Below are 26,516 nucleotides of genomic sequence, written 5' to 3'. Positions count from 1 at the left end.
TAATTGTATGATGAGGAAAGTTAATCGTGTTTATAAAGTAATGAATTTAAGTAAAATGACTATAGGAACTCTACGAACGATGGAATCCTCAGCAAACCATTTTTTGTTAGATTTCTGTACTTAACTCGGCAACTAACACCTGGGTATATGTAAGCGATCTGGTCTTTTTCTTCTTTCTTCATATCTTTAACCATTTGATAGAATTGTTTTCTGTCCTTCGTAGGCATAAACTCCATCACCCCAAGAAAACGCTTGTCGTTGATATCTGAAAGGATAAGGCCGAACACCCCCTTTTTATACCCAGTGATGATTACATCTAAATAAGAATAATTGATACACTTTAGCCAGCTGCTCGATCTTTTTCCTATCTCATATGTAGAATGAATGTCCTTAAAAACACACCCTTCCAATTGATTCTCTTTACATAGATTGAAAAAGCTTTTCCCATTTCCAATCATCCACTTGATTTTTGCTATTTTGTTCGTATCCTGTGGAATGATCGTATCTAACAATGCCTTTCTTTCAAGATACGGCAGGGATGTCACTTGTTTTCCTTTGTAGTAAATGACGTCAAAAACAACATACTGAACGGGGATTGTCTTTGAGTATCGTCTAGTCCGAAATCGACGCATAACCGCCTCGAAATCAGGTTTCCCTTGGTTATCAAGGGCGATAATCTCACCGTCTAATATCGTGTCTGAGGGAATAGAAAGTATTTGTTTCTCATCAAACATCGTAGTTACGTCATTTTGATGTCTTGTATAAATGCTAACCTTAGAGTTATAGGTACTATAAATAGCCCTAAAACCATCCATCTTTAGCTCAACAGCATATTGTTTATTATCATCCTCGAAAGGCTCATTAACCATTTCTAGAAGCATCGGTCGAATCATTCGATCACCTCATGTTAGAGGTTCCCTTATGTTACAGCTAATATAGATTAATTAGAAAAGTTTAAAAGGATTTTGGGGAAATTTGTAAAAGTAAGTAGAGAAAGAAAACAAGGGAGGGGAAAGCATGAACAAGTTAGCAAAGGTATGTTTACTACCTTTAATGGCTCTAATGATCCTTTTGCCACAAGATGCGCAAGCGCAAGGTGTATCCGTCATTATTGATGACGTTGCGCAGGATTATAGTCAACCGCCGGTCATTAAAGACGGAAGTACCTTAGTACCATTGAGAGGAATATTCGAGACATTAGGTGCGGATGTAAATTGGAATCAACTAGAACAAAAGGTGACAGCTACTCAAGATCAAACAACAATAGAGTTAGTGATAGGGTCCGGGACCGCTACGATTAACAATCAAGAACACCAGTTATCGGTACCAGGGCAAATCGTTAACAACAGCACAATGGTTCCTTTACGCTTTGTTAGTGAAGCATTAGGGGCGGAAGTCAGTTGGGATCAATCGACAAAAACAGTAAATATCACATCATCGAGCAACGATGGATCATCTGTAGTGACAAATGATGATATGGAGATCCACTTTCTAGACGTAGGACAGGGTGATTCAACATTGGTCATTCTACCTAATGATAAGACACTTCTTATTGACGCTGGGTCACGTTCAGCAGGGGAGAAGATCGTTTCCTATTTAAAGAAAGCTGGTATAACGACCATTGATTACGCCGTTGCTACACATCCTCATGAAGATCATATTGGTGGATTTATCGATGTATTTAATGAGTTTGAAGTGAAAAACGTTTTAGATAGTGGGTATGTACATACGACACTTACCTTTGAGAATTATCTTGATTTCATTTATGACAACGATATCGGATTTGAAGTTGCTGAGAGAGGTGCTACAATCGATTTAGACCCAGGCATTGATATAACTGTATTAACGGATGGGGCAGACGAAAACAGCATTGGACACGCACATGATTTTTCCGTATCGTTATACATTGAATATAATGATTTTAGTGCCATTTTTACAGGAGACGCTGAAACGGAATTAGAATCTGACATGGTAAATCATTATGGTGATCAGTTGAACGCACAGATTTATCAAGTGGGGCATCATGGGTCAAACACTTCATCTACTCAGTTGTTTCTTGACCATGTTCAGCCAGAGATTGCATACTTCTCATTTGGAGAAGGTAATGCCTATGGTCATCCTCATGATGAAGTCGTTCAACGTATGGCAGCCATGAACATCGAAATGTACTATGCGACGCAAGGGGACTTGATCGTAACGACTAATGGAAAGAACTATTCAACGAATCAGGAACCTCAATCGATCGAAATCGATGATGCAAAAAAAGATGCTGATGAATCAGAGGAGCATACGGGTCTAATTAACATTAATACGGCTGATAAGGAATTGTTGCAAGAAATTACGGGTGTTGGTCCAGCTATTGCAAAGCGAATCATTGAATACCGTGAAAACAATGGTCCATTTGAGCGTATTGAGCAAATCATGAATGTGAGTGGGATTGCAGAAGGTCGTTTTGCAGATATGAAAGATGAAATTACGGTATAATAAGTGTAACAGACTGATACCGGATTAGATGAAAGATCACACAGATTTAAAATAATGTCGCGTAGTATTACCCCTTTGGATTTTCTAAAGGGGTGTTTCCACGTAAGACTTACTTAATTAAGCGGTTCAGTGTAAGCTGAATCCTTATGAAAAAGGTAATAGTGGGCAGTAATGTGGATTAAGAAAGTCATCGTCTTTACTGTGTAGTAGACTTTTTACTGGGCAACAAATGTCTTTGTTCATGAAATAAAGTACTTTATTAAAAAGGTTTTATTTGTCGTGTAGGTGTTACAATAGGTCCATATTTTGGAATGAAACGATTTTCAAATCATGGGATTTTAAAATAGTTGGTTTTAAGTTAAAGGAAAGTTATCCTAAAAGTGAAGAATTAATAAAAGAGAGGATACAAACCCTCTACATAAAAATTTTTTTGAATAAAACCACAAATTTATTATCAAATGGTATAAAATGGGTGATAGGTCCTTGTTCGGACTAGGGAGGAAGGTATAATGAATTTCAAGGAAGCGATCTTCGTGTTATATGACCTGGGTATTTCTTTGTCTGCACTTAGTAAAATATATAAGGAAGCCAATGAAGAACAGGTACATGAGATTCTCGAAGGAGATTTTCTAAGTGTGCAATTTTCACTAGGAGCTTTTAGTGATAAAGATATTGACCTACTTTCTTCCAAAGAATCTGTTGATAAAAGCAAGGCTTACATATCAAAGCTGTTAATTGAGTTCTCAATAAAAAAAATACACTATTTCTTTTATTATGATAAGGAATTCCCTAAAATGTTAAAGGGAATTTCGTCTCCTCCTTTTCTTATTTTTACAAAGGGTAATCTGAGTTTGTTAGAAGAGAATTTTATATGTTCCATTGTCGGAACAAGAAAACCAACAAATCATACGTTAAAACAAATAGAAGAGAGTGTCAAGGAAATGGTTGCTGCTGGCGTAGTGGTAGCCAGCGGTCTAGCTTTAGGCACAGACATTCACGCACATCGAAGTACATTAAAAAATAAAGGTAAGACTCTAGCTGTACTTCCTTCACCTTTAGACAATATAACGCCTAAAAGTCACATAGCTGACGCTAACGAAATAATTGATAAAGATGGTTTATTAATCAGTGAGTATTATAAAAGAGGATCATTCTTTAGAAAAGCTAATTATGTCGATCGCAACAGAATCATTTCTGGTTTAAGTAATGCTGTCTTGATAGCAGAGTGCTCAGAGAAAAGTGGTACTATGCACACTGCGCGATTTGCATATAAACAAAACAGACCTCTCTATTGTTTTAACAACGAGTCTTCTGGTGTTCAGAAAATCCTAAATAGTAATACGGCAAGGATTTATAAGAACATAACTGACTTACATATCTAATATTTACAAAGGGGAGGTAAGGGCTTGGAAAAAAATGTTGTGTTAACTAGACTTACTGTTTTTAATGAAAGTTTCCAGATGTATGACGGTATTAAGGAGCTCTTTGAATCATTAAATAGTGAAGGTCATAATTTAATTGTAATTTCTCATGATCAACAAAGTATTGCAATTATGCAAAGATTCTTCCAAAAAAATTTTCAATTTGATGTTCGTTGCGAGTTTCGTAGATTTATTCGTGTAATTGTTGATGAAACAAATGCAAAAGATTATATCTTAGTTGGGAGCAGTAATGATGACTTAGTGCTAGCTGCCAACAAGAGAATGTTAATCATTAATCCTGGGTGGAGTGTAAAGCAAGATGAGAAACCGGCACGATACGGTATAACACTTAATACACCATTCCAGTTACTCGAAGCAATTAGACTGATTGCAAACCAAAATAAGTGGTACTTCAAGTTAGAAGTTCCTGATGCAACTCAAGTTTTGGCATTAACTTCCGCGAATACGATGAATAGGGATGTAGAATATACAGAGCGTCAAATCTTAGACGGTTTTGAAGGATTATTAAAAGCTGGAGATCGAAAGTATTTCAATACTCTGTACTTTCATTTGATTTCTGGCGTTATGAAAAATCCAGAGTTGCGAAATGTTGAGTTATGGGGGACTTTCCCAACATCCAGTGGTACAGTAAATGAGGAGCTAGAAGAATTAAAAGAAAGATGTCGTTATTTAACAGGAAGAAGAATGACTGAGCCTTTATTTATTAGACATACAAAAGTAGAAAAAAGTCGCAATACATCCCCAGATACCCGTTTGAATCAAGGGTGTAAAAAACACTTTGACTCGGTAATTCTGAATCCATACTACAACTCAAGTAGAATTCGAGGTAAAGTAGTTTGTGTTCTGGATGATTATCTGACCAATGGTATATCATTTGAATCAGCAAGAAACTTATTGCTTCAAGCAGGTGCAAGAAAAGTGATCTTATTGGCGTTAGGCCGATATAGAAGAGGGTCTCAAGGAGTATATCAACAAGAAGTTTATAACTTAACGGGTAGGATTAATAAACCGGGATATAATTATGAACTTGTTTCTAGAAGAAATTTAGTAGGTACATATGACCCTGAAGCAAGAGATGAGGTAAATCGTATTTATGAAATTCTAAATGGATAATGAATACTTTTTATGGATACGGATTCTAAATACTAACAGTTTCTATTTTCGAGTACAAAAAGTTAAATAAGATGTTAATTAGCAGTCAGATTCATATATGATTTTGACTGCTTCTTTTTGCTAATCCATATGTTAAAAACGATGACAATTATCTTAACGAACGAATTTCTTATTTATTAAATCTAAATCGCATTGGTAGATATTTCTGTTGAAAATAAGAAAGAGGTTCTTCAACTAACTAAGTTTATTAGTGGAACAAGATGAACAACTAATAAAGAGCCTAAGTCAATTAATAATTGGATTGAGAAAGCACATAATTAATTGTTTCTATCTTCAATTAACGGTATTTAATTGAACAAGAAAATACATAAATTTAGCTGATTCATTTGTTGCACAGTGTACTGCGCATTCAAATTACATTATCTGACTAACTCTGTGAAAGAATGTACTTAACGTACGAACGGGTAACTGCTTTATTTAAAAGATCGGTTCCTAAACTTAAAGGAAAGAATCTTTCTATGCTCTTTTTGCTTAACGTTGCAAATACGCAATTTCCTGACGTTACCCCTTTTTGCAAATTAATTTAATAATTGTGAATTCGAGCACAGATTCTAAATACATTTCCTGCTAAATTATAATTGTCGAAAGGGAAATGCGACAGTGAGAAGGGGGAAGGAGGGAAGAGAAGAGGATAGCTTTGGGCGGCTGTCTTTTTCTCGTTTGTCGGACCAGTGCAATCATAACTGATTTCGATGAATGATCACGTTATCCTCATCGGGCCTTTTTAGGTATGACGAACTGTGATTGTTTTGTTGCTCGATCAATCACTCATATAATTGTTAAAAGCTTAATAATAAATAGAACAATTTTGACAATATATCTCCATCTATCACTATCCTTAGTATGATATTTTTGTTAAAATAAGTTTCGTATCTTTAAAACTGTCATGAAATAAAATTTGAGAGGCATAGTTAGTTATGAATCAAAGTGAGCGATTACTAGAAGAAATAGATATGATGAGAGAGAAGTTAGTGAACTACGGTTTGAACTATGGTTTAGGCCACGAAAAGACATTGGAATATAGCCAATACTTAGATGCACTTTTAAACGAGTACATGATGAACTAAAGTGGCAGATGAACCAGTGTCGCAACTGTTAGCAATGAGTGTGTTTGAGGTCATTTTCAAGAACTATCTTTCGGATGAAATGACAGAAAGAAGAACATGATAGAGTGATACAAATTCGTTGATGATTCGGAGCATATAACTGATCGAAAAACAGCCGGATTCTAATTAGAAATCGGCTGTTTTTAAGGTCGTGTCGAAATAGGTTCTTAATGGAATTCATTTATTATAGCTGATTAAATAGACTTTTAAAGCTCCTCAGTTTCCACTAACATTGTCCAACCAGACTTGTATTTACAACAGTAATTAAATGCAATGCCTCCCAGTTTTTATGTCGGAATTTTTCTTATTATTTGCGGGAGAATTGGTACATTAATTGTTCAAGGTGTTCTAAACTATACTACATAGCTTCATGACTTACTCAAGGATAGTTCAAAAGAATTTTTCAGGTTTCTAAAAATCATTTACAAAATTTTCGAATATCTCGATTATGTGTTTATTATTAGTATCAAAGGAAGTGTTTTGGGGATATAAAATCTCTCCTAATTGAATGTTGATATCTTCTATAGAATCATGTAATGAACTGGACTTTTCTAAATTATGATCATCCGAGGTAATATAATTTAAGTTTTTATTCAATGTTTGAATAAAAACTTGATAAGAACGATTAACGTCTTCATCCATAAATGAAATAACTTCTAGTTTAGGAAGAGAATCCTTTAATTTGGTTTGGTCTATGTCCTTTTTGCCTAACTCATTTTCTATGTCATCTAATGATAACATTAAACTTCTTAATTGCTGAAACATTATTCTCTCTTCGATGCTGGTTATTTTATTATTTAAATCAATGTTTTGTTTTGCAAAATATGCAGTAGTTAACGCCATGATGCAAGTTGCAATTACTAGGATTCCTATTATTGATTTTTTTATCACTTGATTGCAACTCCTAACATACAGTTTATTTTTAGAAAAAAGAGTGTTTCAAAGAACACTCTTTTTTTCATTAATCATACCAGACAGTTACATTACCATCTACTATTACATATTCTCGATAGTTACCAACAATTTCGTAGTTCAGCCAAGTGTTTACATCCACTTCAATATATCCATAAGAGTTACGAGGAGTATCTGAATTGAATATGTAATCTTGTTGGGTTAATATACCTTCATCATTGTTACCCTCTTCATAGTTTCTTGCACCTTTTAACCACCAATAATATTCAACTGATTGAGGATTGGAATAACCTGGTTCAGTAACATCTGTATCTGATGTTTTTACATCTATCTCAAAGTCTTCACCTTTTATTGTAAAAGGGATTGTCATAGTTTCATCGCTGTCATCCGCAGGTTTGATTGAATTAAAAGTAGAATAAGCTGGTGCATCACCCTCTGAGAACGCTCTATAAATACCTACACGAGTAATCTCATTTTCACTTTGTTCAGCCAAATCAATTGCGTCACTTTCTTTAGTCCATAATCTTGTAATCCAAGGAGTAGATTCTGTCCGGTTTTTATACCCTTGAACTTCCAATTTTAATCCTTTTTTAGACAATCCTATTAATGTATCAAAATTTGACTTACTTGAAATTTGAAACATTGGATTTAACTCGTCTTTTATTACTTCTCTTTTTTTACCTGAAACAGAGCTGCCATCTAAATGAATTGTAAATGGGTTAATTCTGTTATTCTCATCATCTGTTTCGAAAATATTAATTGATGCCTCATCACCCTCTAAAAGAAACAGTTCAAATTTTAGTTCCCCTTTATTTACATCTCCTCGATAACCAGTATATCCGTTTTCTTCAAATTCCTCTTTAGACGATAGGCGATACGTAGTTTTGCCTTCTTGTGAATCAACACGGATATTCCCACTAACTCCATTTTCACTTATAACAACGTCAGCTTCAACAGGAAGCCCTTTTTGTTCTATGGTGCTTACTAACTCTTCAGAAATTCGTTCTTCCGTATGTTGAATAACATTAACATACCCTGATTCCTCCAATTTTCTCGTTTCATCATTACTGGCAAGAACACCAATAGAAGATAGAGCGAAAACTAGTCCCATAGAAAATATTGCTTTTTTTAACAAAATACCCCTCCTAATCTATTAATACGAGTTCATTTTACACATTTTATTTACCACTATCAACCTAAATTGGTTATATTTTCAACTACAGGAAATAAAAACTACGGATATCTTCCACTCGCAAAATAAAATCTTTTTTGTTCATAGGAAAAAAGCGATGACGGTTCCTATTTGACATATGTTGCCGAACATCCTAGCATTGGTTCGATTCAATACATTAGTTTGTGTGGAAGGAGATGACCATGTGTTAGTGGCTGTACGTATTACCAAAATTTATGAGGACGTTGTTTGTTATGTCAGATGAAAAGGTCAAAGGATACAAGAAAAAAGGTGCACTCAAAAAATATTGAAAAAGACCATCGGAACTGGGTTTAAAAGCCTCTTGATCAGTTTATAGAATATGGCCACGAATACGAAACGTACCCAGAATCACCTAACGGCGACTAAATCTTTAATAAGTGAACCGAAGAAGGCTCTTAATGACAAATCAGTACTAAACATAGGAGACATATAATTCAATCCCTTGATAAATAGTCTTTTAGAGTATGTATTATAATTCTTTATACCCCATACCCCACATCCCATCTCCTCCCTCTCATCCTCTGCCTATGCTCACATGCTACCCCACCACGCATAGACTTCTATCCGTTTATCCATCCATTCACCCTAACTACCCTCTATTCTTTTCCCAATATGCACAGCATAACCTTTCAACTCATCGCACCCCATCCCACACGCGAACGACCACCCACACCATCAAACCAAAAAGTAAATGTGTACGTACTCAGTCACTTCGTAACGTAACAATAAATTGAAAACGTACCTAGTAAAACAAGCACTTGGAATGGTTGCTGAAGGAATAGGATGAGTGTGAATAGCGATGGAGGGGTGGAGAGCCGCATGTCGAAATTTGTGTGTTTTTTTGGATGGGAAGGGAGGAACTAGGAGGTGGTGTGTAGAATGTATACTCTATAAGACTATATAATAATGGAACAATATAGAAGTAAGGAGAATCAATTTAAGATGAAAAAGAATATTACGATGATTTCTGATTGCCTTACAACACGAACTCACTTCCGAAATTATTTTCAAAAAGAGTTTACAGTCACTAGCTTGTCGTCGAAAAAAATAGAAGATGCTGAGGTGTCGGGGGATAACCACATGGATGCTTTCGTGATTCATGATGTTCAAGGGAGCGAGAAGACCACTCTTCTCCTTCATACCATTCGTCAATCTCATCCAAATACATTCATCTATGTGCTATCACAATTGATGGATAACGAGTGTGTGAGGACGTTCATTTACGAAGGCGCTGATGGATTTTTCACGTTAGATCAAAGCTTTTCAGTCTTTAGTCGTCTGAAAGAATGTATCCATCAAGGATATGCTTATCTGGATGAGCATTCCTTGCCCTTCATCTGGAATGAATGTCTGCAATTGATACATGGACCAAAGAACCCTGAATGGAAGCGTGAGCCTTTGCCTCTAAAAAATGAGCTCTTTTCTAAACGAGAAACCATCATCCTATACCTCATATGCAATGGTTTAACCAATGATGAAGTCGCTCAAACTCTGTTCCTTAGCAAACATACCGTTTATACGCATGTTCGAAATGTAATCAAAAAACTCAATGTGCCTGATCGTACAGCAGCCATTGTCATGGCCATTAAAAACGAATGGATCACTCTTTATTCAAACAAGGAGGAATTAGAACAATCGGTCATCTTACATGAACAAGCGGACGTTAAAATGCAACCATAAGGTGGTGAACATAATGGAAAAACAACAAGCTCTTACTCAACAAGAGTTCTACAAACTATTTATCTTAAAAGAGTTGCAACGGTTTGATCAAAGTGTGTCGGACATGTATGAGTCCTTGCATCGAGAGTTTCCTCACAAACCGCATAGCCGTAATCACTTCTTTGTCTCAGCATCCAAACTCAAAGATAACCATGAAATCGTCCTTGCTTACCAGGAAGGGAGAAACAAGGTCTATACGGTTACAACGAAAGGAAAGCAACTCTACGACTCTTATATCAAGCAATTTAAGGATCGGTTTCTTGCCCTTAAAAAAGTAGCCGACCGCTTTGTCTATGAGATCTCTGGAACCGGTAAAGCCGTACCCGTTGGAGAGGTTAGTGATGAAGACCGCAACTTTTTCAGTACACTTGTCTCAGTCAAAGACGTCGTTCGCTATGTTCTACTAAAACAAGCGATGAATCAGCCCGTCATTGTCATTAGCGAAACTCAAGAATACATTAAAGACCGATTCGGATGGTCAAGCAGTAAAGCTTTTATCTATAATATCGCTCATGAAATGGAAGAGGATGAAACTGGACCCTTAATCCTTGGTCGGTGGGGGAGTGAACGTCGCTTTAAGCGTGAGTACCGTATTCAACCTCGTGGCAACGAAGTGTTTAAGCAAATTGCGGATGCGGCGGAGACAAATGTACGTCAGGCCCAGCATTTTTTAGGAGATGCGTTGAAACTATTTGAATCATAGATTTTATAATCATCGAACTAACTATTACATTTTTGGTTACAAAGGACAGGTGAGAGAACAATGGTAGACATTAACCGCGTAACCATATCGGGACGATTGGTCGCTGATCCCGAACTACATTATACCGAATCACAAGTCGCCATCTGTCGCTTCACAGTGGCTTCAGATCGAGACTATCAAACGAAGAAAGGGGATCGTGCTGATTTTATCCCCGTCCTTGTTTGGCGAGCATATGGGGAACGGTGCGCCAATAATTTAGAAAAGGGACAAGAAGTGATCATCGATGGGAAGATCCGGTCTAGAAATGGGACTGATCAACAAGGGGATAAAAGGACATTCATCGAGCTTCATGCGGAACAAATCAAGTTTGGAGCAAAAGTTAAATAATAACCCGTGGTTCTACAGACTTTAAGGAGTGTTTTATGGAAAATTTTTTTAGAAGTTTTTATATCTTGGTTGATATTCTTTTCACCGATCCTTTAATTCTAGTTTTTCTAATAACACTCATATTAATGGTTATAATTGCCACTGTTATAGGAATAATTCGAGATCGGTTGTATCACCAGAGGTTATTATCATCTGGCATTTTAGAAGTAGATAAGATGAACGGAAGACAGTTTGAAGAATTTTTAGGTGCTCACTTTAGGGATGATGGATATCATGTAAAGTTCACACCGAAATCTCGTGATTATGGTGCCGATCTCATTATTAAAAAAAGAAACGAGAAGATAGTTGTACAAGCCAAACGTTATAAGAAAAATGCTGTTGGTATTAAAGCTGTTCAAGAGGTTTATGCAGCGAAAAACTATTACAATGCTAATCATGCTTGGGTCATAACGAACAACACTTTTTCTTCACCAGCTCAAAAACTTGCAAAAAAGAATGGCGTAAAATTAATCCCTAGAGATCAGTTAATTGATCTTCTTAATAAAAAAGCTAGTTAAGAGACAAGGATGTTTGAATAATGGATACATATTCTAACAATCAATTATATAAAGACATAGTTAGGGAATTACGAGAGCCATTCCCTCCTGGAACCGTTCAATCACGAAACAATAATCCTCACAGCCAATACATCCCTGCACAAGCCTACGAGGAACGTCTTGAAGAAGTCGCAGACATGTATTGGTCTTGGTCGTTAAAAGGCGAACCGATCATTTATGAGCGTGAAAACGAAGTTCAAATCACTGGTACATTAAAGATAGTTGATGCTGAGCGCGATGGGACCGGTTTTGCGACGTTTCAACGATTTCCAGAGGGGAAGATCAAGAACCTTAAATATGCGATTCGTGCTGCGGCCCAAGATGCCTTACGCGATGCGTGTGATCACTTTCAGATGGGTTGGGTGAATCTTGGGAAGAATTCGCATACAGGAAATAAAGTAAAACCAAAATCTAGCGAAATTTCTAGTAACCAAAATGAGAATAAATCCTGCATGGTTTGTAAAGTTAAATTAACACAAAAAGAAGTTGATATATTGAGAGATAATGGAATCAAATTATGGTATTGTAGCAATCATTTGCCAAAGCATTTGGTTAAGTAATTCTATTAATAAATAACAGGCACTTATTGAACAGACAGATATTAGTTAAATTTTAGGGCAATAAAAATGGTAGGAGGAGGTTAAGATGAACAAAATTCTTTTTTTCTTTTGTAATCTAATAGCTGTTATAGGAATTTTTATATTGTTAATAACAAATATTTTGAATGAAGTATTTCCTATAATGGGACGGGTTGCTTTTCAGGCTGCGATGGCAGGAAGCTATTCCCCAAGTGACTATACAGTTAATTTCACTGTGATCAACCTATTTGCTTTTTTATTAATTCTGATAGGTGTGGTAACAGGTTATAAGATTTATAAAAAGTGATATTTTTGATGCCGAAAACCACTCTTTTGTATGCTCGTTGCGTAGGATATACGAAAAGTAGAAAAAGGATGGTACTAAATGAGTCATATACCGATCACTGGATTAATCTTCTCTGATGGTGAAGGTTCTCTCCATTCACATCACCTTTATATTACGATTTGGGATGGCAAGTCCCTTCACACTCATGAGCTTAAAGCGGTTACGTCATTTGATGTTGGTCATGATCACCGCTATGCTGCAACAACTGAACCCTCCCGATCGGTATTCAGCACACCCATCACTTTAATACCTTTACGACGTTTGATAATGGTCATAAACAAGTTATTCGGGGTGATACAAGACCAGCAACTTTTGTTCCAGGCGGGGGACATTACCACGAATTAGAGGAGTTACCTCGATTGATGGTATGGAACCGCATAGACACAAATATGAAGGCCGAACAAGTTTGTAAATTAGTTAATTAAGCCAACCTTAACAGTATAAAAATTTTGTCTGGAGAAGGGGAGACAAAGGAAATAATGAAATATTTTCAGAAACTTGGGAACCGGGAGGTGAGTTGGAAAGGAGACCGGTATCCCAAGTTAAATAAATAAAGAACGATCCTATTATATGCAGATATCTAAAATAAATGTACTTCCTGAAGGTTATTAAAGCTGTTAAAGTAAATAAATCAGGTGTTTCCTCATTAAAAAGGCAATGTTTATGAATATTTTTAAATAAAAAGCTCTAAGAATAATTCGTTTTTAACTGTTTAATCTAATCACCTGAGAGGGTGATTCAAATGATAAAGAAGTTCTTTTAGTCGTTCTTTTAACATGTATATTATGCTTATCGGGCTTTAATAATAATCCAGAGGAATTAGAGATAATGTCTGTCATCCATACGATGGTTACTGCAATAAATGAACAAGATCCAGAGACCTATATAAGTGTTTTAAACGATTATTTCATATTAGTGACGTATGGTAGCAAGGAGTACATTAGACAGAATATAGATCAAATTGGAACTATAAATTCAGTAAGATTACATGTTAAAGCTATTAGCTCCTATTATTCGATTGTAGAATATAGGTTAAAATATACAGAAAAGGACGGCCAAGAAATAAAATTTAAAGGTGAAATCATATTAGAGAGAACAATAGATAATGAATGGAAAATTTATTTTGTATCTGAAGAAATAGTTGTATAATAGATTTTATTAGGCGAAACAGTTACTCTACGGAGACGGTTTCGCAGTGGGCATACAACCTCAAACATTAACAGCAGTGATCCACTATAACAGAAAAGTAATATATTTAATAAAATTTACCCAAAGACAGCTAACCGTTTAGTGAATACAACATATGCTAAAGTGTATTAACTAAAAGGAGCTAAATTTATGGATCACCGTTATTTGACTGACGTAAACCGAACCCCAACCTCTTTTCCCAGTCAACCATTTTACTTTTCCCCCGAAACTTATCAATTAAAACATCACACTTTGTCTACGGTAGAACCAATCGTTCAATACGGGCTAAAGGAAGCCCAAGTGACTTCATATGTACATGCCATGAGAGAAGTTGCTGCAATAAGTTATTTAATGGGCAGAGGTTATAATACCAAAACAGCTCACGAGATTGTTGAATCTTGGGAAGTAAATGAAATGTTTTAATGTAGGCGGATAAATAACTCTTAGATGCAGGACAGGGTAATGTAACCCTGTCTTTATTTTTCAAAGCAGGAAGTTAGCTAGCATAACTAGTTATTAGGTTTTACAAATGTTTGTGGAAATAGGAAATGTTTTATGTACTAAATTGGACAGCATAAGAATGCCATTAAAAATTTCACTGTTATGTCCGTAATAGAGGTACCATTTTATTACACACAAAAAATTAATTATAAGGAAAAATGATTAACGATTTTTTCTTATACTTAACGTAGGCGTAAAAAATTGATCGAATATCATAATACTCATTTTGTTCTAATTCCCTTTTTAACCACTCTTCTGTTTTATTAATAAAAATAAGATTTTCATGCTTAATATTTCCATCTTCAATAACAGTTATAGGAAAGTCTGAGTGTTCAATATCTAGGTTTAAATCCTTTGGTGTTAAAGGCCGTAAATTATTTTTAGGGAGTACACTTATTTCTCCATTTGGTTCTAAAATAGCATACTGGATACCTTGAATATCTGGGTAACCCGCTGATCGAACTGTAGATAATAATTCCGTTAAAGAATAACGAAGTTGTTTTAAATTTTTTTGTATGATCTCCCCATCTTTTATTAAAATAGTGGGATGGCCTATGATGAAATGACGTAATTGCTCATTTAAACTTACTCTAGATAACAACATATAAAATCCGCCAATGATTGTAATACATATGACTGCATGAAGGAACCCTTGAATGTTTACGGCCCCTAATGCTGCGTATGATAAAAAAATTATTGTGACTAGATCATAGGCAGTCCACTGTGATAATAAAGTTTTACCTAGTAGACGCATAATAGTAAAAACCAGTATAAATAAACCGGATAATTTTATCGTTTCCATGACCATGAATACTACCTCTCTTACACAATAGCTCAATACTAATTTTTTTAGGGATAACCTTTGTAAAAATATACCTTTATATTTTCGGTTCTGTTTGAAATTGTGTTTTGTTCTTTTCTTCTAAATAGACTTTATCCAACCTATAAATTCTTCCCATGATATGTTCGGAAATTTTAAGATAATCAGTAGTATTGAATTCTCTAACATCCGCTAGCGGTCCGATAATGACTTTAACTGGCTGTCGAAAACCTCTTCCGACCTCAGTAATTGCTATTGGTAAAATAGGAGCTTCAGTATTGTATGTAAAGAAGCCAACCCCTTTTTTAGGTTTTACTCTCTTACCATTTTTACACCGTGTCCCCTCTGGGAATATTCCATAAACATTACCATTCCTAATCAGATGTAAAGAGTGACGAACCGGGCGAATGACCATACCACTTTGACGGTTAACTGGAATAACATTCATTTGGTTAAAGAACCATCGTAAAAGTCTGTATTTAAATAGTTCCTGTTTTGCCAAAAAGTGGATTTTCCTTGATGAGAGCCCGATTAACAAAATGGGATCATAATTGCTTGTATGGTTGGCTGCAATAATAACAGGGCCTTCTCTAGGAATATTCTCAATACCGTATACCTCCAACTTAAATTTAAAATAAATGATTACTTTTGCAATGAATTGAAAAAAGTTATAGATCATGTTTATTTCACCTTATTTACTCTTGTGAGTTGATTTGTTGTGTTACCTGTCTGAAGGGGATTTTATAGTAAAAAAATTGGTAATCAATAGGTGTACTGTTATGCCATAGAGGAGGCACTGCAAACATATCGGTTGATTTTTTAAATATGAGCGATGAACTTAGTGGTTATGTTCACCCGCTTTAGGATTTCCAAAAGATTTTAATTTCAAACCTTATAAACACGTGAATAATTCGCATTTATTTTACAAATATTGTATTTTGTAACTGATGAATCTTTAAATGTAAGGAGAATGTGTATGAATTACGAAAAGTTAATTGTTCCTACAGTAATTAGAAAAAAAGGGGACCATTTTAATTTAGAGGAGATGAGTAAGTTGTTTGAAAAACCCCTTCTTCACCGTCAAGTTCATGGCGATGAAGTTTATGTACCACTTGATACGAAGAGGCTGTGGGGATTCTAACGACAAATAATATCGAAAAATATAAATAACTAAAGCTAGATAACATAAAGGGGAGTTTGAAAATAAAAAAATCATATGTACTTAACTTTTTACTGATCTCTATCATCTTTACGATATATAAGTTGCCAACCTGGGTTATACCTCCTACCTATAGATAAATCTGGTTAGGGTAATAGTCAAAACCAGCAAGCTACTATAATTAGACTCGATTTAGGGAACTACGATTACTTCCTTTAATCTGGTTTTCTTTGTCATGAAATATAAAACTCCTGTTTCATGAAAACTGGGCGCTTGCCGTTGCGGGCATCAAAATAACACATAGACTGAACTTGACTTTAGTTATTTAAAGGAGGAGAGGGTACGAATGTATTATTATTATCCAATGACATCTCAGATGCCCCAATATGATTATGGTTTTTATAATTATCCTTATAGTTACAGAATGAATGAACAAGAAACGAAAGAAAAGGAAGGACATAAAGATAACATGGATCTTATCCATGAATCCGAAAATGAAGAGAGTCCTCAGTTAGACCTCGTTCCTAGTGATGTACAAACAGAAAGCTTACCAAGGACTAGTGAAATAATCAATGATAGTGGAAAGTCTGTAGATGAGGATATGGAAGTTGACAGTCGTGATTTCACTCAATTGGCCATTAATGAATTACAAGAAATACGAAAACTATTAGAGGAAATAACTAATAAGGGAAACATTTCAAAAGCATGATACATCAAGCACAGTGCCCCTCTCATTTGGGGCACTTAAAGTATGTATTAGTCTATCAGTAAACCAAAAACTCAGCTTAAGATTTTCATACTATTTTTAAAGCAAGCGCCCGATCAAGTTACCTATTTCAACATATGATACCGTATCTAATGGGAAGGGAGGCATTCAAATGAGTTATACAGGTGGACACGGTTATGGAGGAGGTTTCGCATTAATCGTTGTTCTCTTTATTTTACTGATTATTGTCGGTGCCGCTTTCGTTGGATACTAGAATGATAAAAGCATTATTTATTAGGTAAGCAGGGGTCTATGATCCTTGCTTCTAAAGTTTTATGGCTTTTTATTCATACAGTTCTACCTCTAACACCTCCACATTTGATTTAATGTGACCGATCAATTGAATATTATCTGTTTTACAGGACGGACAAATCCAAGTTTCATTAAAGATAAAGCGCTCATTTATTAAAAAATTAAAACCAGAGCTTTCATTTTCACACGAGATTACTTTCAATACTTTTACCTTCAATAAAATCACTTCCTAGTAATTGGGTCTTTTTACTCATTTTAACAGAAAACTTTGGATTTTAATATAATAACTTAATTTCTAGTTAGAACTACCACCACATCCGTACTAATGCGCTTACATTTCATGTTGACGAATCAATCATTAGTAACCGCTTTGATATTGCAAATGATTTCACTTTTTCTCTTCGGTTAGTTAAGCACAGCATTTTTTAAGGGAGGCGTTGAAACTGTTTAATCAATAATTAGTAGTCAAAATTAGAAGTTAGAAAGTGTTAATATTGTTATTTAAAATTTTATTAATAACCCCTTTAATAATAGCCATGCCTCTTTCCATGTTTCACGCCACCATTATGTCGTTTTCTGGATAACTTACGATCTTCTTATCCATAACTTCAGCTGGTTATTTAGTAGCTTATTACCGTGTTTTCACAAACCTGCCCCTGAAGATTTAATTGATATGAGCAAACTGAGTATAAGATATATCTCTTTAGTGGTTGCTCCTATTATTGAAGCGATTTCTGATGGATATTTACATAAGATTTTATTAAGGGGGCCACTTACATTTATAGTAGGGGAGGTACTTAATTGCAGACATTAACCGCGTGACCCTTTCAGGACGATTGGTAGCTGAGCCAGTATTACATTATACTGAGTCACAAGTTACCATCTGTCGCTTCAGACCGTGATTATCAAACAAAGAGAGGGGATAATGCTGACTTTATCCCAGTGCTCGTCTGGCGAGCGTATGGGGAACGGTGCGCCAAAAATTTAGAAAAGGGACAAGAAGTGCTCATTGATGGGAAACTTCGGTTACGAAATGGAAAAGATCATCAGGGTAACAACCAAACATTTATTGAATTACATGCAGAACAAATTAAGTTTGGACACAGGCTCAATCATAAAATTGACCCATAATGTGCAGTAGTCAAATTCCCATAACAAGCGTAGTTCTTATCATTTATGATTCATAGGCTAAATGAGCTGACTTATTGATAAAAGATCAAGAAGATAAGTAAACAAAATTATTAGAGTGTCGTTAAAATTGTATATATAACATTCAGAAGGGGCAGCATTCCCTTCTGAATGTCTACCAAATATAGTACCTTAGCCCTTTCTGAAAAAATGATGTTGCTACGTTTATATACCATTAGTGTTTTTTATAACTGTTAAAATTATAAAAGTGATTTGTTACTTAAAAAAAGAACAACGAAGTTAACAGCACTAAAGAAACAATAGCGAAAAATGGGAAGAATATCCCGTCAGATCCTGTACTAAGATAGACCCCGTGTGGCGTGACATATTTCAGAGTACCCCGATAGCATTTGCCATAACAATCCCTAATTTCCACAGGTCTACCTACATATTTACAAGCTGTGTGGTAGAGAGATTGGCCCATAATTTTCCGCCCTCCTTTCTAATGTGACTATATTAATATATGAAATAGAAAAGAAAGTGTAAGGGACAAAGCTGTAAAGCTAATGTGGATTTTTTAATTTAAGTAACTTGTATTGCCATAGTACGATTCTGATCTGAAATATAGCGAGTTGATTTATATATGGATAACCAAAAACTAGAATTATATCGATCTATCATGAAAAAGCTACGACACCCTTTCCCGCTAGGAACAGTCAAATCACGCAACAACAACCCTAACAGCTAATACATCCCTGCACAAGCCTACGAGGAACGCCTCGAGAATGTTGCAGGGATGTATTGGTCTTGGTCGTTGAAAGGCGATCTAATGATTTATGAACGTGAGAATGAAGTGCAAGTCACTGGTACGTTAAAGACAATGGAGACGGAACGCGATGGAATTGGCTTTGCGACGTTTACGGTTTCCAGAGGGGAAGATTAAGAACCTAAAATATGCGATTCGTGCTGCGGCTCAAGATGCCTTACGTGATGCGTGTGATCACTTTCAGATGGGTTGGGTAGATCTTGGCAAGACATCATCTTCTGTTAATTCTACACACCGTCAATCGAATAAAGAGCACAGCAAATCACAGAATAAGTCCGATGTTTGTATGGTATGTAAGACTGAATTAAGTCAAACAGAAGTTGATCTATTGAAGGGAAATGGCATTAAGCTCAAGTATTGTAATGAGCATTTGCCTAAACATTTCTTTAAATAAGTAACTTTGATCAAGGCGTACATTTGATTTTATTATAAATATCCTTTTAAACTATCACCACTAAAGGAGTATTTTTTACTCCTTTAGTGGTGATAGTTTAAATAACACTCCTCTTGTAGTGATAGGAATACTCCTTCAATAGTGATAGTTTACTCCCTTAGTGGTGATAATAATACTCCTCTAGTAGTGATAGTTTACTCCCTTAGTGGTGATAGAAAATCGCTGGAACACTTGCTACATCAGCTTAAAATCGAACCTAAAACATTAAATTAATTATGTTAAACGTTAAATATATATGTAAAACAAATGATTAAACTCCTCTAATAGTGATATCTTTTAATTAAAAATAAATGAAACTTAAAAACTCCCCTTTTAGTGATAGTTAGCATTATTACGCTATCTATTAAAATTTTAAGCATCCATAGATAATTTTTTTGAAAGATTTCTAACCGCTTACTAAGAATTTATCATTTTAAAAGTATCACCAAAGAGGGAGTGGAAATCACTTATAACATGGTTTATATTAAATTTATACATATATTTGTCGGAATAAAGGGGAATAAACCGTGGGCTATCAACAGCTTTCATTACTAGAAAATACTTCAACAGTTTCACCCGAATATTGGGTAAATCAACACAATACTTTATTACAAACTCCTAATAACCTAACAATACAAGAAAGAAGAATTATTTATACACTAGCATCTTTAATACAACCTGAAGATGAAGACTTTCAAATTCATCGAATTCGTGTTAAAGACCTTGCTGATATGTTAGGTATTAAGGAGAAAAATTTTTATTCAAAGGTAAGTAAAGTTATTAAAGGTTTGAGGAATAAAGAAATTACGATTAAAACAGAGCACTCTACATTAGAAATGAAATGGCTAGCATCATCCGAATACTTTGATAAAAAGGGTATGGTTGAGCTAGAATTTTCTAGAAAAATGGCTCCTTTTCTCCTACAATTAAAAGAAAATTATACCCCATTTAAATTAAGAAATGTCTTGCAGTTAAGAAGTGAGTATTCCTTTAAGATATATGAACTTCTTAAGCAATATGAAAATTTAAAAAAGCGTACCTTTACAATTGAAGAATTAAAATACTATTTATTAATAGCTCCCGATAAATATAAACTTTATGGTCATTTAAAAAATAAAGTTATTAAAAAAGCTCAAGATGAATTAAAAGAAAAAACCGATATTGCATTCGATTTTGAAGAGAAGCGAACAGGGAATAAAGTCACTAGTATTACTTTCTATATTAAAAAGAACTCGCAAATCATAGAAGAAGTTCTTAACGATGAAAAATTAAATAAAGATGCTTATGCTTTACTTATTCGTTTTGGTTTAAAACCTAGTACTGCAAAGAAAATGGTGGAACAATACTCCGAAAAGAGAATTAAGCGAAACATAAATTATGTCCTAACTACTAAAAGTAAAAATGACATTGATAATATAAGCGGCTATGTTTACTCTGCTATCATTGATGATTACGTCGGTGTAGATGATCGTAAATCGGATCTTGAACAGAGAAAAGTTATTGAAAGTGATACAGATAAAAATATAATTAATGAAAACATAAATGAAAATAAACCTGTAGAAGTTGTCATAAGCGAAATAAATGAATTTATTAAAGGGTTAAACAACTTCTATAGTATGTTAGTTCAAGCGAATAGGCTGACATATGAAGGGAAAAATATACAAATAAGAAAGCAATTAAAACCTTATTTATATAAAACATTACAATCAGAAATAAATATGGATTGTTTAAATACTATCAACTTTGAAGATATACATGATGCTACTGGTAGAGAAATTTTCCGAGAGGTATACAATGAAGTGTTTGATGAGGTATAAGAATCCCCAAAATAACAAAGACGTAATTATTTTAGGGATTCTCACACTCTCACCATTTTGCGATAACTTCTACATCTGAAATAAATAGAAATTATCTTTAGCATTGTATTGTTTTTCAAGATGTTTTTTATACACCTACAGATAGTCCTCTTCATCCCACAACAACCCAACGTTATTTCGATCATCATAATCCTTTTGTATGTAACGTTCCGTTGTTGATCTTGACTTATGACCAACGGTTTTCTGTACATCTGATAGGCTTTTCGCTTTCTTCTCACTTGTCGTCACAAAGTAATGTCGGAACCAGTGAGGACTCACTTGCTTTTCTTTATGCTTTACCCATTCCAACCGCGGATCACCTGATTCACCGGCTGCTTTTATGATTTTAACAACATAGTTGCTCAAGTATTTGAAATGATAGAAGTTACCTTGGCGATTGGGTAGTAAAGGAGAGTCGTCACTAGGATTCATTTCTACATTAAACCCTCGACATTCTCTAAATTCTTTGATTCTCTTTAGTGTTGCCCCCATGATATACGCCCGTCTTGGCACATTCCCTTTTCCAATCACCTGTAGATAGAATCTTTCAACTGAGCTGTTGTAATAGAGATCGTTAAATTTAGCATTGGCAATTTCGCGTATTCGTAAACCGGTAGTTGCTAATAAAACAATCAAACAACTATTAATAGGATGGTCATCATAGTAATCGATGAGACTCCGCACTTCTTGATAGCTTAAATCACGTTTTGGAAAGTCATCACTCTTATTTTTCTCCCTTTTGAAAGCCCCATGTAACGGCAATTCAATATAATCATTCTCATATAACCATCGTAAAAAACTTTTAATGACCGCAACCTTACGACGTCTCGTGCTTTTGCTGTATCCTTCTTTTCCTCTAACATTCACACCTTCTTTTAACCAATTGTGATAACTAGTGATATGTCGTGGGTGTAGGTTTTTGAGTAGTGATCCCTCTTCAAATCCAACGACATCCTCCTGGATAAACGTTTTATTTACTTGCAGCTGCATATAAAACTGAAGTAAATCTCTCAAATATTCCTTGTTACTATCGAGTGATCGATTATCTTCTTCATCAATATGTGTATCTTGATGGACAAAGCAATAAATGACTTCTAAATCGGTTAAGGAGTCTAACTTCGATCTACCGTATCGTTCGTTATCAACCATAATCATTTCAAATTGACTCATGTGTTGTTTAGTAACAAGAACTGGTTTCAATTTATTTAATACATCTATTACCTGACTGTCACTTGTTATATCATTTAAATTCGGTTGAATAAATGATATGAACTTATTCTCTTCAATTGACAATTTAACCACTCCTAACAGAATGAGTTTTCTTTATAATAATTAAAATTTTACCATATAAGAAGACATAATTTTAAAGGTACTTAGTGATGATCTAATTTATATCAAGAAAGAAAAACCGCTAATTTTTCTACTATGAAATAATATTATAAATAACTTATATAAATCGTATTTTTATCACAACTAATTTTGTACCTTTTTAATTAAATTAATTAATTTATACCTTTTTAGTAAAATTATATTTAAATGTACTTTAACACATGTTAAACTAAAAGCACAAACGAATGATATACATTCATTTTGTTGTTGATATTAATGCTAATATAATGGAGGTGACTAAGTCGTATTGGTTCACAGCCCAAAACTACAACCTACATAGCAACAATAGAAGCAAATGAGATATAAAATATGAATCAATTATGGGAAATCATGCACGGAAAAGGGCTAAATGTTATAGGTTGTTCAATCGCTATAATTGCGATGGCAGTATTTTGAGTTAACCATCTATTTGTTAAATACAGAGATCCCGGTGGTTACTGAATTGTTACACATTGAAAACGTTAAAAAGGTTCCATATGATGTGATTTAATAACCAAGGAAGGAACGCTTGAAGGAGGGTATTCACCAATGCTTATGAACCAGACGGTAAATGATTTGATCTATCGTTTTAATCTGATTAAAAATCTTTGGAATAAGACCCCGGCCTTCATACATACACAGCTGGTTGAACAACGAGGGGATTTACCTGCCAAACATAATTGTCACAAAAACAGAATTTGCATAGGAGTTCGTAGGGGATCTGATCAAACAGATACATTGTACATTGTTAGGTACAAGCACGAGATAGAAAATTAGAACTGACTTGCCGATTTGAAATGATTCCTCTTGATGAATTGATACAGTTGCTAGCACCAAGCACCTTTCATATGTCGTGTGATGAATGTGGAGAATTTACAACCACACTTAATGCCACTGGTAGATGTATCGATTGCGAGGAGTATAATGATTCAAGGAACAAATTCAAGCAGGGACATGCTCTTTAATGACAAAAAGTGGATGTTTCTCAGGAGTCCTGAGAGAAAATTAGTTTAGAGTATATAAATGGTTGGGTTTAACACATCAATCTAGAAACCAACCATTATTCGCATTGATTTGGGAGGAAAAAATGAGAGGGAGTAGTCACTTAATCATTGGTACTGCTTGTGGAGTTGCTATTTCACAAGTAGGAGATTTCACTTCAAATGAAACGATAGCCATCGTAGCAACAAGTGCTATAGCGGGATTAGTACCTGATTTAGATACGAATGGAAAACTTCGAAACAAACTTACTTTTTACCGAACATTGATCTATAGCTTGTTCACGTTGGTTGGATTGGCAATCATGGGATATGCGTTTTGGAAAGGCGTTGGATATCAGCAATGGATAGGTGGTACACTTGGTTTTTCATTGCTGATCCTACCTCGTATAGTTCTTACACCAAAAGTGCTGTTATTTGTTACTGGGGTAGCTTTTATAATTGCGGGCTTTACTATAGAGGAATGGTGGTTACTTGGTTTTGGACTATATACCGCTATTGCATCTCAATTATCCCATAGAGGTTTGACGCACTCAGTTTTAGGGTTAGTTGCTTTTGGTTGGATTGTATTTGAGTTAGAAAAATCATTAGGTCTACAAGGTGTTATGCTATCAGGGGTTATCGGGTATTTGTCCCATTTAATAGCTGATATGCGGTTGTTCAACAAAAAAGGTGTTCGTTTATTTCAACCGTTTAATAAAAAGGAGTTGTAGTCGTATTTTACCTAATATAGAAGAATCATTAATTAAACGTTTGTTTAAATACGTTAAGAATTGAGTGATTTTATGTTTATTCAAATCAAAAAATCTGATATTAAGCCGATTATTGAGATTTTTAAATCGGAATCATACATCAAAAGAGTCGAAGAATCGGTTAATAGCGTGCGGATATACGGTGAAGATAGTTATCTTTTACTAAAGTCTGGACCGAACCAGCAATTAGTTGTATTTCTTTTTCATCTACGATTAGATTCTGTTCGATTAAATCTATTGAAAGAGATTGAATCGATTGCCACATCTTTAGGTTTTAATGGTATCGAAATTGAGTCTGTCAAAGGAAGTAAATTTATATCTCTACTACAAAGATTAGAGTACAAACCGAAAAGTGGAAAGTTGCTTACGGATCACCCTAGTCATTTTATAAAAGATTTAGAGAAGGCGAGTGAGCAAGCATGAAAAGTAATGACTTTTTCACAATCAAAGACGTAGCATCCATGCTAAATATCAGTGAACCAGCTGTTTATAATCATATTAAAAATGGGAAATTTCACCCATATAACAAAAAACACAAGCATATTCATGGTGGTTATCGCTTTTCATTTGAAGAAGTGGAACGAATTAGCCAAGAGTTTGAGAAGCCTGGACTGACAACGAAGGATATGGCGGACAATCTAGGTGTGTCCATCAACACCATTTTAAACTATATCCATAATAGTCGATTACCATCATTCCAAAAAGAGTATCGTGGACGAGTGCGTAACTTTGTTTGTGAGGAGGACTTTGAATTATTTAAATCTACATTTCTCCAGAAAAAAAGGGAGAAAAGTGCTTTTTACTCAAGGAAAACGGGATTCTTTCTGTTTCAACCTTTTAGGAACACCAAGACAAATGACTTTGCTAGAATTATGGAGTTCTCAGATGGGGAAGGGATTGCTGTGACGACATCACACGAAGAGATCCATACGGATGATTTAAAAGAGAAAGGGTATGAGCCTCTCATCGAGTTGCCTCATGTTAAAATGAACCAAAAGAGAGGGTATGTCACATTTACATTTCCGAATCCTTCACACGTAAACTCACCAGTGTATTCTTTACTTGATTTCTTCATTAAAACCGTCGGCCCCAAAAATATGAAGATAATCCATGAGGAACATGCAATTAAAGTCAAAGTTAAGCCGACGTTACTACCGCTTGATCCAAACGTTGACCATGAGGAAGTAGCTTTGATACAGCAACACTTAACTGAAGGGAAGCTCACGCTATTACCAGATGAACTATTTATCGATAGTGACTTAGAAATCATTAAGACGTATATTCCATCTGAAAAAAAAGAACGGTTGAAAAAAGAAGCAAAGGATCTCGGTATGTCTTTAGAGGAGTTTGTTGCACATAAGTTGCTGGGAAATCCACAACAACATTTGAAACAAGGAGGATCTAATGGATGGAACAATTAAGTTTGTTTGGGGAACCTGCTCCCAATACGAAAGACGATGAAAACTTATCACAAAAAGATGATGTAGCAAGCAAATTACCTAAGATGGTTCGTAGTTTTGGGCCTGTTTATTATGACCGAATCATTGATGGCATAAATAAGGGGTTAAACGCAAAAGAAATTTGTGAAAATCTCATTAATAAACATGGTGCTCCGAGTGATACATTCTCGCAAGGAACACCACGTATTTATCCTTTGTTGATGATTTATTTAGAATTTCTGGCTGAAGAGATTGAAATGACCCATGTCGATCAGGTGGGAAATGGAACCTTTACGCCACTCACTAACGCAAGTGAAAGACCTCAAATAATCTTAAATGCAAAATTCCAAATAAAAAAGTAATTATAAATT

General features: G+C 34.9%; 31 protein-coding genes. 24 read left to right on the top strand and 7 right to left on the bottom strand.

Translation table 11 applies throughout. From position 1 onward, the window contains the following. Positions 1–59: 59 nt before the first annotated feature. A complete protein-coding gene (locus tag KH400_RS16160; RefSeq protein WP_217226331.1) occupies positions 60–893 on the bottom strand; it encodes an ATP-dependent DNA ligase in 834 nt (277 codons plus the stop codon). Positions 894–1,017: 124 nt separating this feature from the next. On the opposite strand from KH400_RS16160, the gene KH400_RS16155 reads away from it, so the two are divergent. From KH400_RS16155 to KH400_RS16140, 4 genes are all read left to right on the top strand, one after another. Beyond that, on the top strand, positions 1,018–2,484 hold the full coding sequence (locus tag KH400_RS16155) for a stalk domain-containing protein (protein ID WP_217226330.1): 1,467 nt from the start codon (positions 1,018–1,020) through the stop codon (positions 2,482–2,484). 509 nt (positions 2,485–2,993) lie between these two features. Next, positions 2,994–3,866: a DNA-processing protein DprA gene (locus KH400_RS16150; RefSeq protein ID WP_217226329.1), complete on the top strand. Its 873-nt coding sequence runs from the start codon at positions 2,994–2,996 to the stop codon at positions 3,864–3,866. Positions 3,867–3,890: 24 nt separating this feature from the next. After that, entirely contained in the window at positions 3,891–5,039 is a 1,149-nt protein-coding gene (locus KH400_RS16145; protein WP_217226328.1) for a phosphoribosyltransferase, read from the top strand. A 977-nt stretch (positions 5,040–6,016) separates the two neighbouring features. After that, complete coding sequence (locus KH400_RS16140; protein ID WP_217226326.1) at positions 6,017–6,166, top strand: aspartyl-phosphate phosphatase Spo0E family protein; 150 nt, start codon at positions 6,017–6,019, stop codon at positions 6,164–6,166. Positions 6,167–6,616: 450 nt separating this feature from the next. On the opposite strand, the gene KH400_RS16135 is transcribed toward KH400_RS16140, so the two are convergent. Then, positions 6,617–7,096 (bottom strand): hypothetical protein, encoded by a 480-nt coding sequence (locus KH400_RS16135; RefSeq protein WP_217226325.1) that lies wholly within the window; start codon positions 7,094–7,096, stop codon positions 6,617–6,619. Positions 7,097–7,166: 70 nt separating this feature from the next. Beyond that, a complete protein-coding gene (locus KH400_RS16130; protein WP_217226324.1) occupies positions 7,167–8,252 on the bottom strand; it encodes a hypothetical protein in 1,086 nt (361 codons plus the stop codon). 1,020 nt (positions 8,253–9,272) lie between these two features. Here KH400_RS16130 and KH400_RS16125 point away from each other — a divergent pair. The 9 genes from KH400_RS16125 to KH400_RS16085 all read left to right on the top strand — a co-directional run bounded on the left by KH400_RS16125 (position 9,273) and on the right by KH400_RS16085 (position 14,270). Then, positions 9,273–10,010 carry a helix-turn-helix transcriptional regulator gene (locus KH400_RS16125; RefSeq protein ID WP_217226322.1) on the top strand — a complete coding sequence of 246 codons (738 nt, stop codon included), beginning with the start codon at positions 9,273–9,275 and terminating at the stop codon, positions 10,008–10,010. A 13-nt stretch (positions 10,011–10,023) separates the two neighbouring features. Further along, the gene (locus KH400_RS16120) at positions 10,024–10,752 is read left to right on the top strand and encodes a hypothetical protein (RefSeq protein ID WP_217226321.1); all 729 of its coding nucleotides are present in this window, start codon (positions 10,024–10,026) and stop codon (positions 10,750–10,752) included. 60 nt (positions 10,753–10,812) lie between these two features. Continuing rightward, positions 10,813–11,139: a single-stranded DNA-binding protein gene (locus KH400_RS16115; RefSeq protein WP_217226319.1), complete on the top strand. Its 327-nt coding sequence runs from the start codon at positions 10,813–10,815 to the stop codon at positions 11,137–11,139. Between the two features lie 35 nt (positions 11,140–11,174). Continuing rightward, complete coding sequence (locus tag KH400_RS16110) at positions 11,175–11,696, top strand: restriction endonuclease (RefSeq protein WP_246589723.1); 522 nt, start codon at positions 11,175–11,177, stop codon at positions 11,694–11,696. A 20-nt stretch (positions 11,697–11,716) separates the two neighbouring features. Then, positions 11,717–12,295, top strand: coding sequence for a hypothetical protein (locus KH400_RS16105; protein WP_217226318.1), 579 nt, complete (start codon positions 11,717–11,719; stop codon positions 12,293–12,295). 85 nt (positions 12,296–12,380) lie between these two features. Next, positions 12,381–12,620, top strand: a complete 240-nt coding sequence (locus KH400_RS16100; RefSeq protein ID WP_217226317.1) for a hypothetical protein — start codon at positions 12,381–12,383, stop codon at positions 12,618–12,620. A gap of 78 nt (positions 12,621–12,698) precedes the next feature. After that, a complete protein-coding gene (locus tag KH400_RS16095) occupies positions 12,699–13,004 on the top strand; it encodes a hypothetical protein (protein WP_312889225.1) in 306 nt (101 codons plus the stop codon). A gap of 483 nt (positions 13,005–13,487) precedes the next feature. Further along, entirely contained in the window at positions 13,488–13,808 is a 321-nt protein-coding gene (locus KH400_RS16090) for a hypothetical protein (protein WP_217226316.1), read from the top strand. A gap of 189 nt (positions 13,809–13,997) precedes the next feature. Beyond that, positions 13,998–14,270, top strand: coding sequence for a hypothetical protein (locus tag KH400_RS16085; RefSeq protein WP_217226397.1), 273 nt, complete (start codon positions 13,998–14,000; stop codon positions 14,268–14,270). A 220-nt stretch (positions 14,271–14,490) separates the two neighbouring features. Here KH400_RS16085 and KH400_RS16080 read toward each other — a convergent pair whose 3' ends face one another. Further along, entirely contained in the window at positions 14,491–15,156 is a 666-nt protein-coding gene (locus KH400_RS16080; RefSeq protein ID WP_217226314.1) for a DUF421 domain-containing protein, read from the bottom strand. A gap of 70 nt (positions 15,157–15,226) precedes the next feature. Further along, positions 15,227–15,847, bottom strand: a complete 621-nt coding sequence (locus KH400_RS16075) for a lysophospholipid acyltransferase family protein (RefSeq protein WP_217226313.1) — start codon at positions 15,845–15,847, stop codon at positions 15,227–15,229. 297 nt (positions 15,848–16,144) lie between these two features. On the opposite strand from KH400_RS16075, the gene KH400_RS16070 reads away from it, so the two are divergent. The 3 genes from KH400_RS16070 to KH400_RS16060 all read left to right on the top strand — a co-directional run bounded on the left by KH400_RS16070 (position 16,145) and on the right by KH400_RS16060 (position 17,307). Next, on the top strand, positions 16,145–16,309 hold the full coding sequence (locus KH400_RS16070; RefSeq protein WP_217226312.1) for a hypothetical protein: 165 nt from the start codon (positions 16,145–16,147) through the stop codon (positions 16,307–16,309). A 364-nt stretch (positions 16,310–16,673) separates the two neighbouring features. Then, entirely contained in the window at positions 16,674–17,036 is a 363-nt protein-coding gene (locus tag KH400_RS16065) for a hypothetical protein (protein ID WP_217226310.1), read from the top strand. Positions 17,037–17,205: 169 nt separating this feature from the next. Continuing rightward, entirely contained in the window at positions 17,206–17,307 is a 102-nt protein-coding gene (locus KH400_RS16060) for a YjcZ family sporulation protein (RefSeq protein WP_217226309.1), read from the top strand. 69 nt (positions 17,308–17,376) lie between these two features. Here the strand turns inward: KH400_RS16060 and KH400_RS16055 are convergent, their stop codons facing one another. Further along, on the bottom strand, positions 17,377–17,562 hold the full coding sequence (locus KH400_RS16055) for a hypothetical protein (RefSeq protein WP_217226308.1): 186 nt from the start codon (positions 17,560–17,562) through the stop codon (positions 17,377–17,379). Positions 17,563–18,287: 725 nt separating this feature from the next. Between KH400_RS16055 and KH400_RS27440 the strand changes: the two genes are divergently transcribed. The 4 genes from KH400_RS27440 to KH400_RS16035 all read left to right on the top strand — a co-directional run bounded on the left by KH400_RS27440 (position 18,288) and on the right by KH400_RS16035 (position 21,549). Further along, positions 18,288–18,476 (top strand): single-stranded DNA-binding protein, encoded by a 189-nt coding sequence (locus KH400_RS27440; protein ID WP_438821121.1) that lies wholly within the window; start codon positions 18,288–18,290, stop codon positions 18,474–18,476. Between the two features lie 793 nt (positions 18,477–19,269). Beyond that, on the top strand, positions 19,270–19,416 hold the full coding sequence (locus KH400_RS16045; RefSeq protein ID WP_217226307.1) for a hypothetical protein: 147 nt from the start codon (positions 19,270–19,272) through the stop codon (positions 19,414–19,416). After that, positions 19,370–19,693, top strand: a complete 324-nt coding sequence (locus tag KH400_RS16040; protein WP_217226305.1) for a hypothetical protein — start codon at positions 19,370–19,372, stop codon at positions 19,691–19,693. The genes KH400_RS16045 and KH400_RS16040 overlap by 47 nt, the downstream gene beginning before the upstream one ends. A 566-nt stretch (positions 19,694–20,259) precedes the next feature. Next, positions 20,260–21,549, top strand: coding sequence for a replication initiation protein (locus KH400_RS16035; protein WP_217226304.1), 1,290 nt, complete (start codon positions 20,260–20,262; stop codon positions 21,547–21,549). A 135-nt stretch (positions 21,550–21,684) separates the two neighbouring features. On the opposite strand, the gene KH400_RS16030 is transcribed toward KH400_RS16035, so the two are convergent. Then, complete coding sequence (locus KH400_RS16030; protein ID WP_217226303.1) at positions 21,685–22,881, bottom strand: tyrosine-type recombinase/integrase; 1,197 nt, start codon at positions 22,879–22,881, stop codon at positions 21,685–21,687. A 1,162-nt stretch (positions 22,882–24,043) separates the two neighbouring features. Between KH400_RS16030 and KH400_RS16025 the strand changes: the two genes are divergently transcribed. The 4 genes from KH400_RS16025 (at position 24,044) to KH400_RS16010 (ending at position 26,507) form a co-directional block, all read left to right on the top strand. Next, the gene (locus tag KH400_RS16025) at positions 24,044–24,667 is read left to right on the top strand and encodes a metal-dependent hydrolase (RefSeq protein ID WP_217226301.1); all 624 of its coding nucleotides are present in this window, start codon (positions 24,044–24,046) and stop codon (positions 24,665–24,667) included. A 72-nt stretch (positions 24,668–24,739) separates the two neighbouring features. Continuing rightward, on the top strand, positions 24,740–25,129 hold the full coding sequence (locus KH400_RS16020; RefSeq protein WP_217226300.1) for a hypothetical protein: 390 nt from the start codon (positions 24,740–24,742) through the stop codon (positions 25,127–25,129). Continuing rightward, positions 25,126–26,127: a helix-turn-helix domain-containing protein gene (locus KH400_RS16015; RefSeq protein ID WP_217226298.1), complete on the top strand. Its 1,002-nt coding sequence runs from the start codon at positions 25,126–25,128 to the stop codon at positions 26,125–26,127. The genes KH400_RS16020 and KH400_RS16015 overlap by 4 nt, the downstream gene beginning before the upstream one ends. Then, positions 26,115–26,507: a DUF3895 domain-containing protein gene (locus KH400_RS16010; RefSeq protein ID WP_217226297.1), complete on the top strand. Its 393-nt coding sequence runs from the start codon at positions 26,115–26,117 to the stop codon at positions 26,505–26,507. Before KH400_RS16015 ends, KH400_RS16010 begins: the two co-directional genes overlap by 13 nt. Positions 26,508–26,516 lie beyond the last annotated feature (9 nt).

The organism is Desertibacillus haloalkaliphilus (genome assembly GCF_019039105.1).
GTDB lineage: Bacteria > Bacillota > Bacilli > Bacillales > KJ1-10-99 > Desertibacillus > Desertibacillus haloalkaliphilus.
This window is presented reverse-complemented; position numbering and strand designations above follow the sequence as displayed.

What these genes read in the sequence shown, in the direction of transcription:
- KH400_RS16100 (WP_217226317.1), top strand. Translation starts at nt 12,381, where the DNA reads ATGAACAAAATTCTTTTTTTCTTTTGTAATCTAATAGCTGTTATAGGA.
- KH400_RS16115 (WP_217226319.1), top strand. Translation starts at nt 10,813, where the DNA reads ATGGTAGACATTAACCGCGTAACCATATCGGGACGATTGGTCGCTGAT.
- KH400_RS16045 (WP_217226307.1), top strand. Translation starts at nt 19,270, where the DNA reads ATGTATTGGTCTTGGTCGTTGAAAGGCGATCTAATGATTTATGAACGT.
- KH400_RS16015 (WP_217226298.1), top strand. Translation starts at nt 25,126, where the DNA reads ATGAAAAGTAATGACTTTTTCACAATCAAAGACGTAGCATCCATGCTA.
- KH400_RS16105 (WP_217226318.1), top strand. Translation starts at nt 11,717, where the DNA reads ATGGATACATATTCTAACAATCAATTATATAAAGACATAGTTAGGGAA.
- KH400_RS16160 (WP_217226331.1), bottom strand. Translation starts at nt 893, where the DNA reads ATGATTCGACCGATGCTTCTAGAAATGGTTAATGAGCCTTTCGAGGAT.
- KH400_RS16075 (WP_217226313.1), bottom strand. Translation starts at nt 15,847, where the DNA reads ATGATCTATAACTTTTTTCAATTCATTGCAAAAGTAATCATTTATTTT.
- KH400_RS16010 (WP_217226297.1), top strand. Translation starts at nt 26,115, where the DNA reads ATGGAACAATTAAGTTTGTTTGGGGAACCTGCTCCCAATACGAAAGAC.
- KH400_RS16125 (WP_217226322.1), top strand. Translation starts at nt 9,273, where the DNA reads ATGAAAAAGAATATTACGATGATTTCTGATTGCCTTACAACACGAACT.
- KH400_RS16150 (WP_217226329.1), top strand. Translation starts at nt 2,994, where the DNA reads ATGAATTTCAAGGAAGCGATCTTCGTGTTATATGACCTGGGTATTTCT.
- KH400_RS16095 (WP_312889225.1), top strand. Translation starts at nt 12,699, where the DNA reads ATGAGTCATATACCGATCACTGGATTAATCTTCTCTGATGGTGAAGGT.
- KH400_RS16085 (WP_217226397.1), top strand. Translation starts at nt 13,998, where the DNA reads ATGGATCACCGTTATTTGACTGACGTAAACCGAACCCCAACCTCTTTT.
- KH400_RS16040 (WP_217226305.1), top strand. Translation starts at nt 19,370, where the DNA reads ATGGAATTGGCTTTGCGACGTTTACGGTTTCCAGAGGGGAAGATTAAG.
- KH400_RS16090 (WP_217226316.1), top strand. Translation starts at nt 13,488, where the DNA reads ATGTCTGTCATCCATACGATGGTTACTGCAATAAATGAACAAGATCCA.
- KH400_RS16025 (WP_217226301.1), top strand. Translation starts at nt 24,044, where the DNA reads ATGAGAGGGAGTAGTCACTTAATCATTGGTACTGCTTGTGGAGTTGCT.
- KH400_RS16070 (WP_217226312.1), top strand. Translation starts at nt 16,145, where the DNA reads ATGAATTACGAAAAGTTAATTGTTCCTACAGTAATTAGAAAAAAAGGG.
- KH400_RS16065 (WP_217226310.1), top strand. Translation starts at nt 16,674, where the DNA reads ATGTATTATTATTATCCAATGACATCTCAGATGCCCCAATATGATTAT.
- KH400_RS16120 (WP_217226321.1), top strand. Translation starts at nt 10,024, where the DNA reads ATGGAAAAACAACAAGCTCTTACTCAACAAGAGTTCTACAAACTATTT.
- KH400_RS16060 (WP_217226309.1), top strand. Translation starts at nt 17,206, where the DNA reads ATGAGTTATACAGGTGGACACGGTTATGGAGGAGGTTTCGCATTAATC.
- KH400_RS16155 (WP_217226330.1), top strand. Translation starts at nt 1,018, where the DNA reads ATGAACAAGTTAGCAAAGGTATGTTTACTACCTTTAATGGCTCTAATG.
- KH400_RS16080 (WP_217226314.1), bottom strand. Translation starts at nt 15,156, where the DNA reads ATGGTCATGGAAACGATAAAATTATCCGGTTTATTTATACTGGTTTTT.
- KH400_RS16110 (WP_246589723.1), top strand. Translation starts at nt 11,175, where the DNA reads ATGGAAAATTTTTTTAGAAGTTTTTATATCTTGGTTGATATTCTTTTC.
- KH400_RS16140 (WP_217226326.1), top strand. Translation starts at nt 6,017, where the DNA reads ATGAATCAAAGTGAGCGATTACTAGAAGAAATAGATATGATGAGAGAG.
- KH400_RS16020 (WP_217226300.1), top strand. Translation starts at nt 24,740, where the DNA reads ATGTTTATTCAAATCAAAAAATCTGATATTAAGCCGATTATTGAGATT.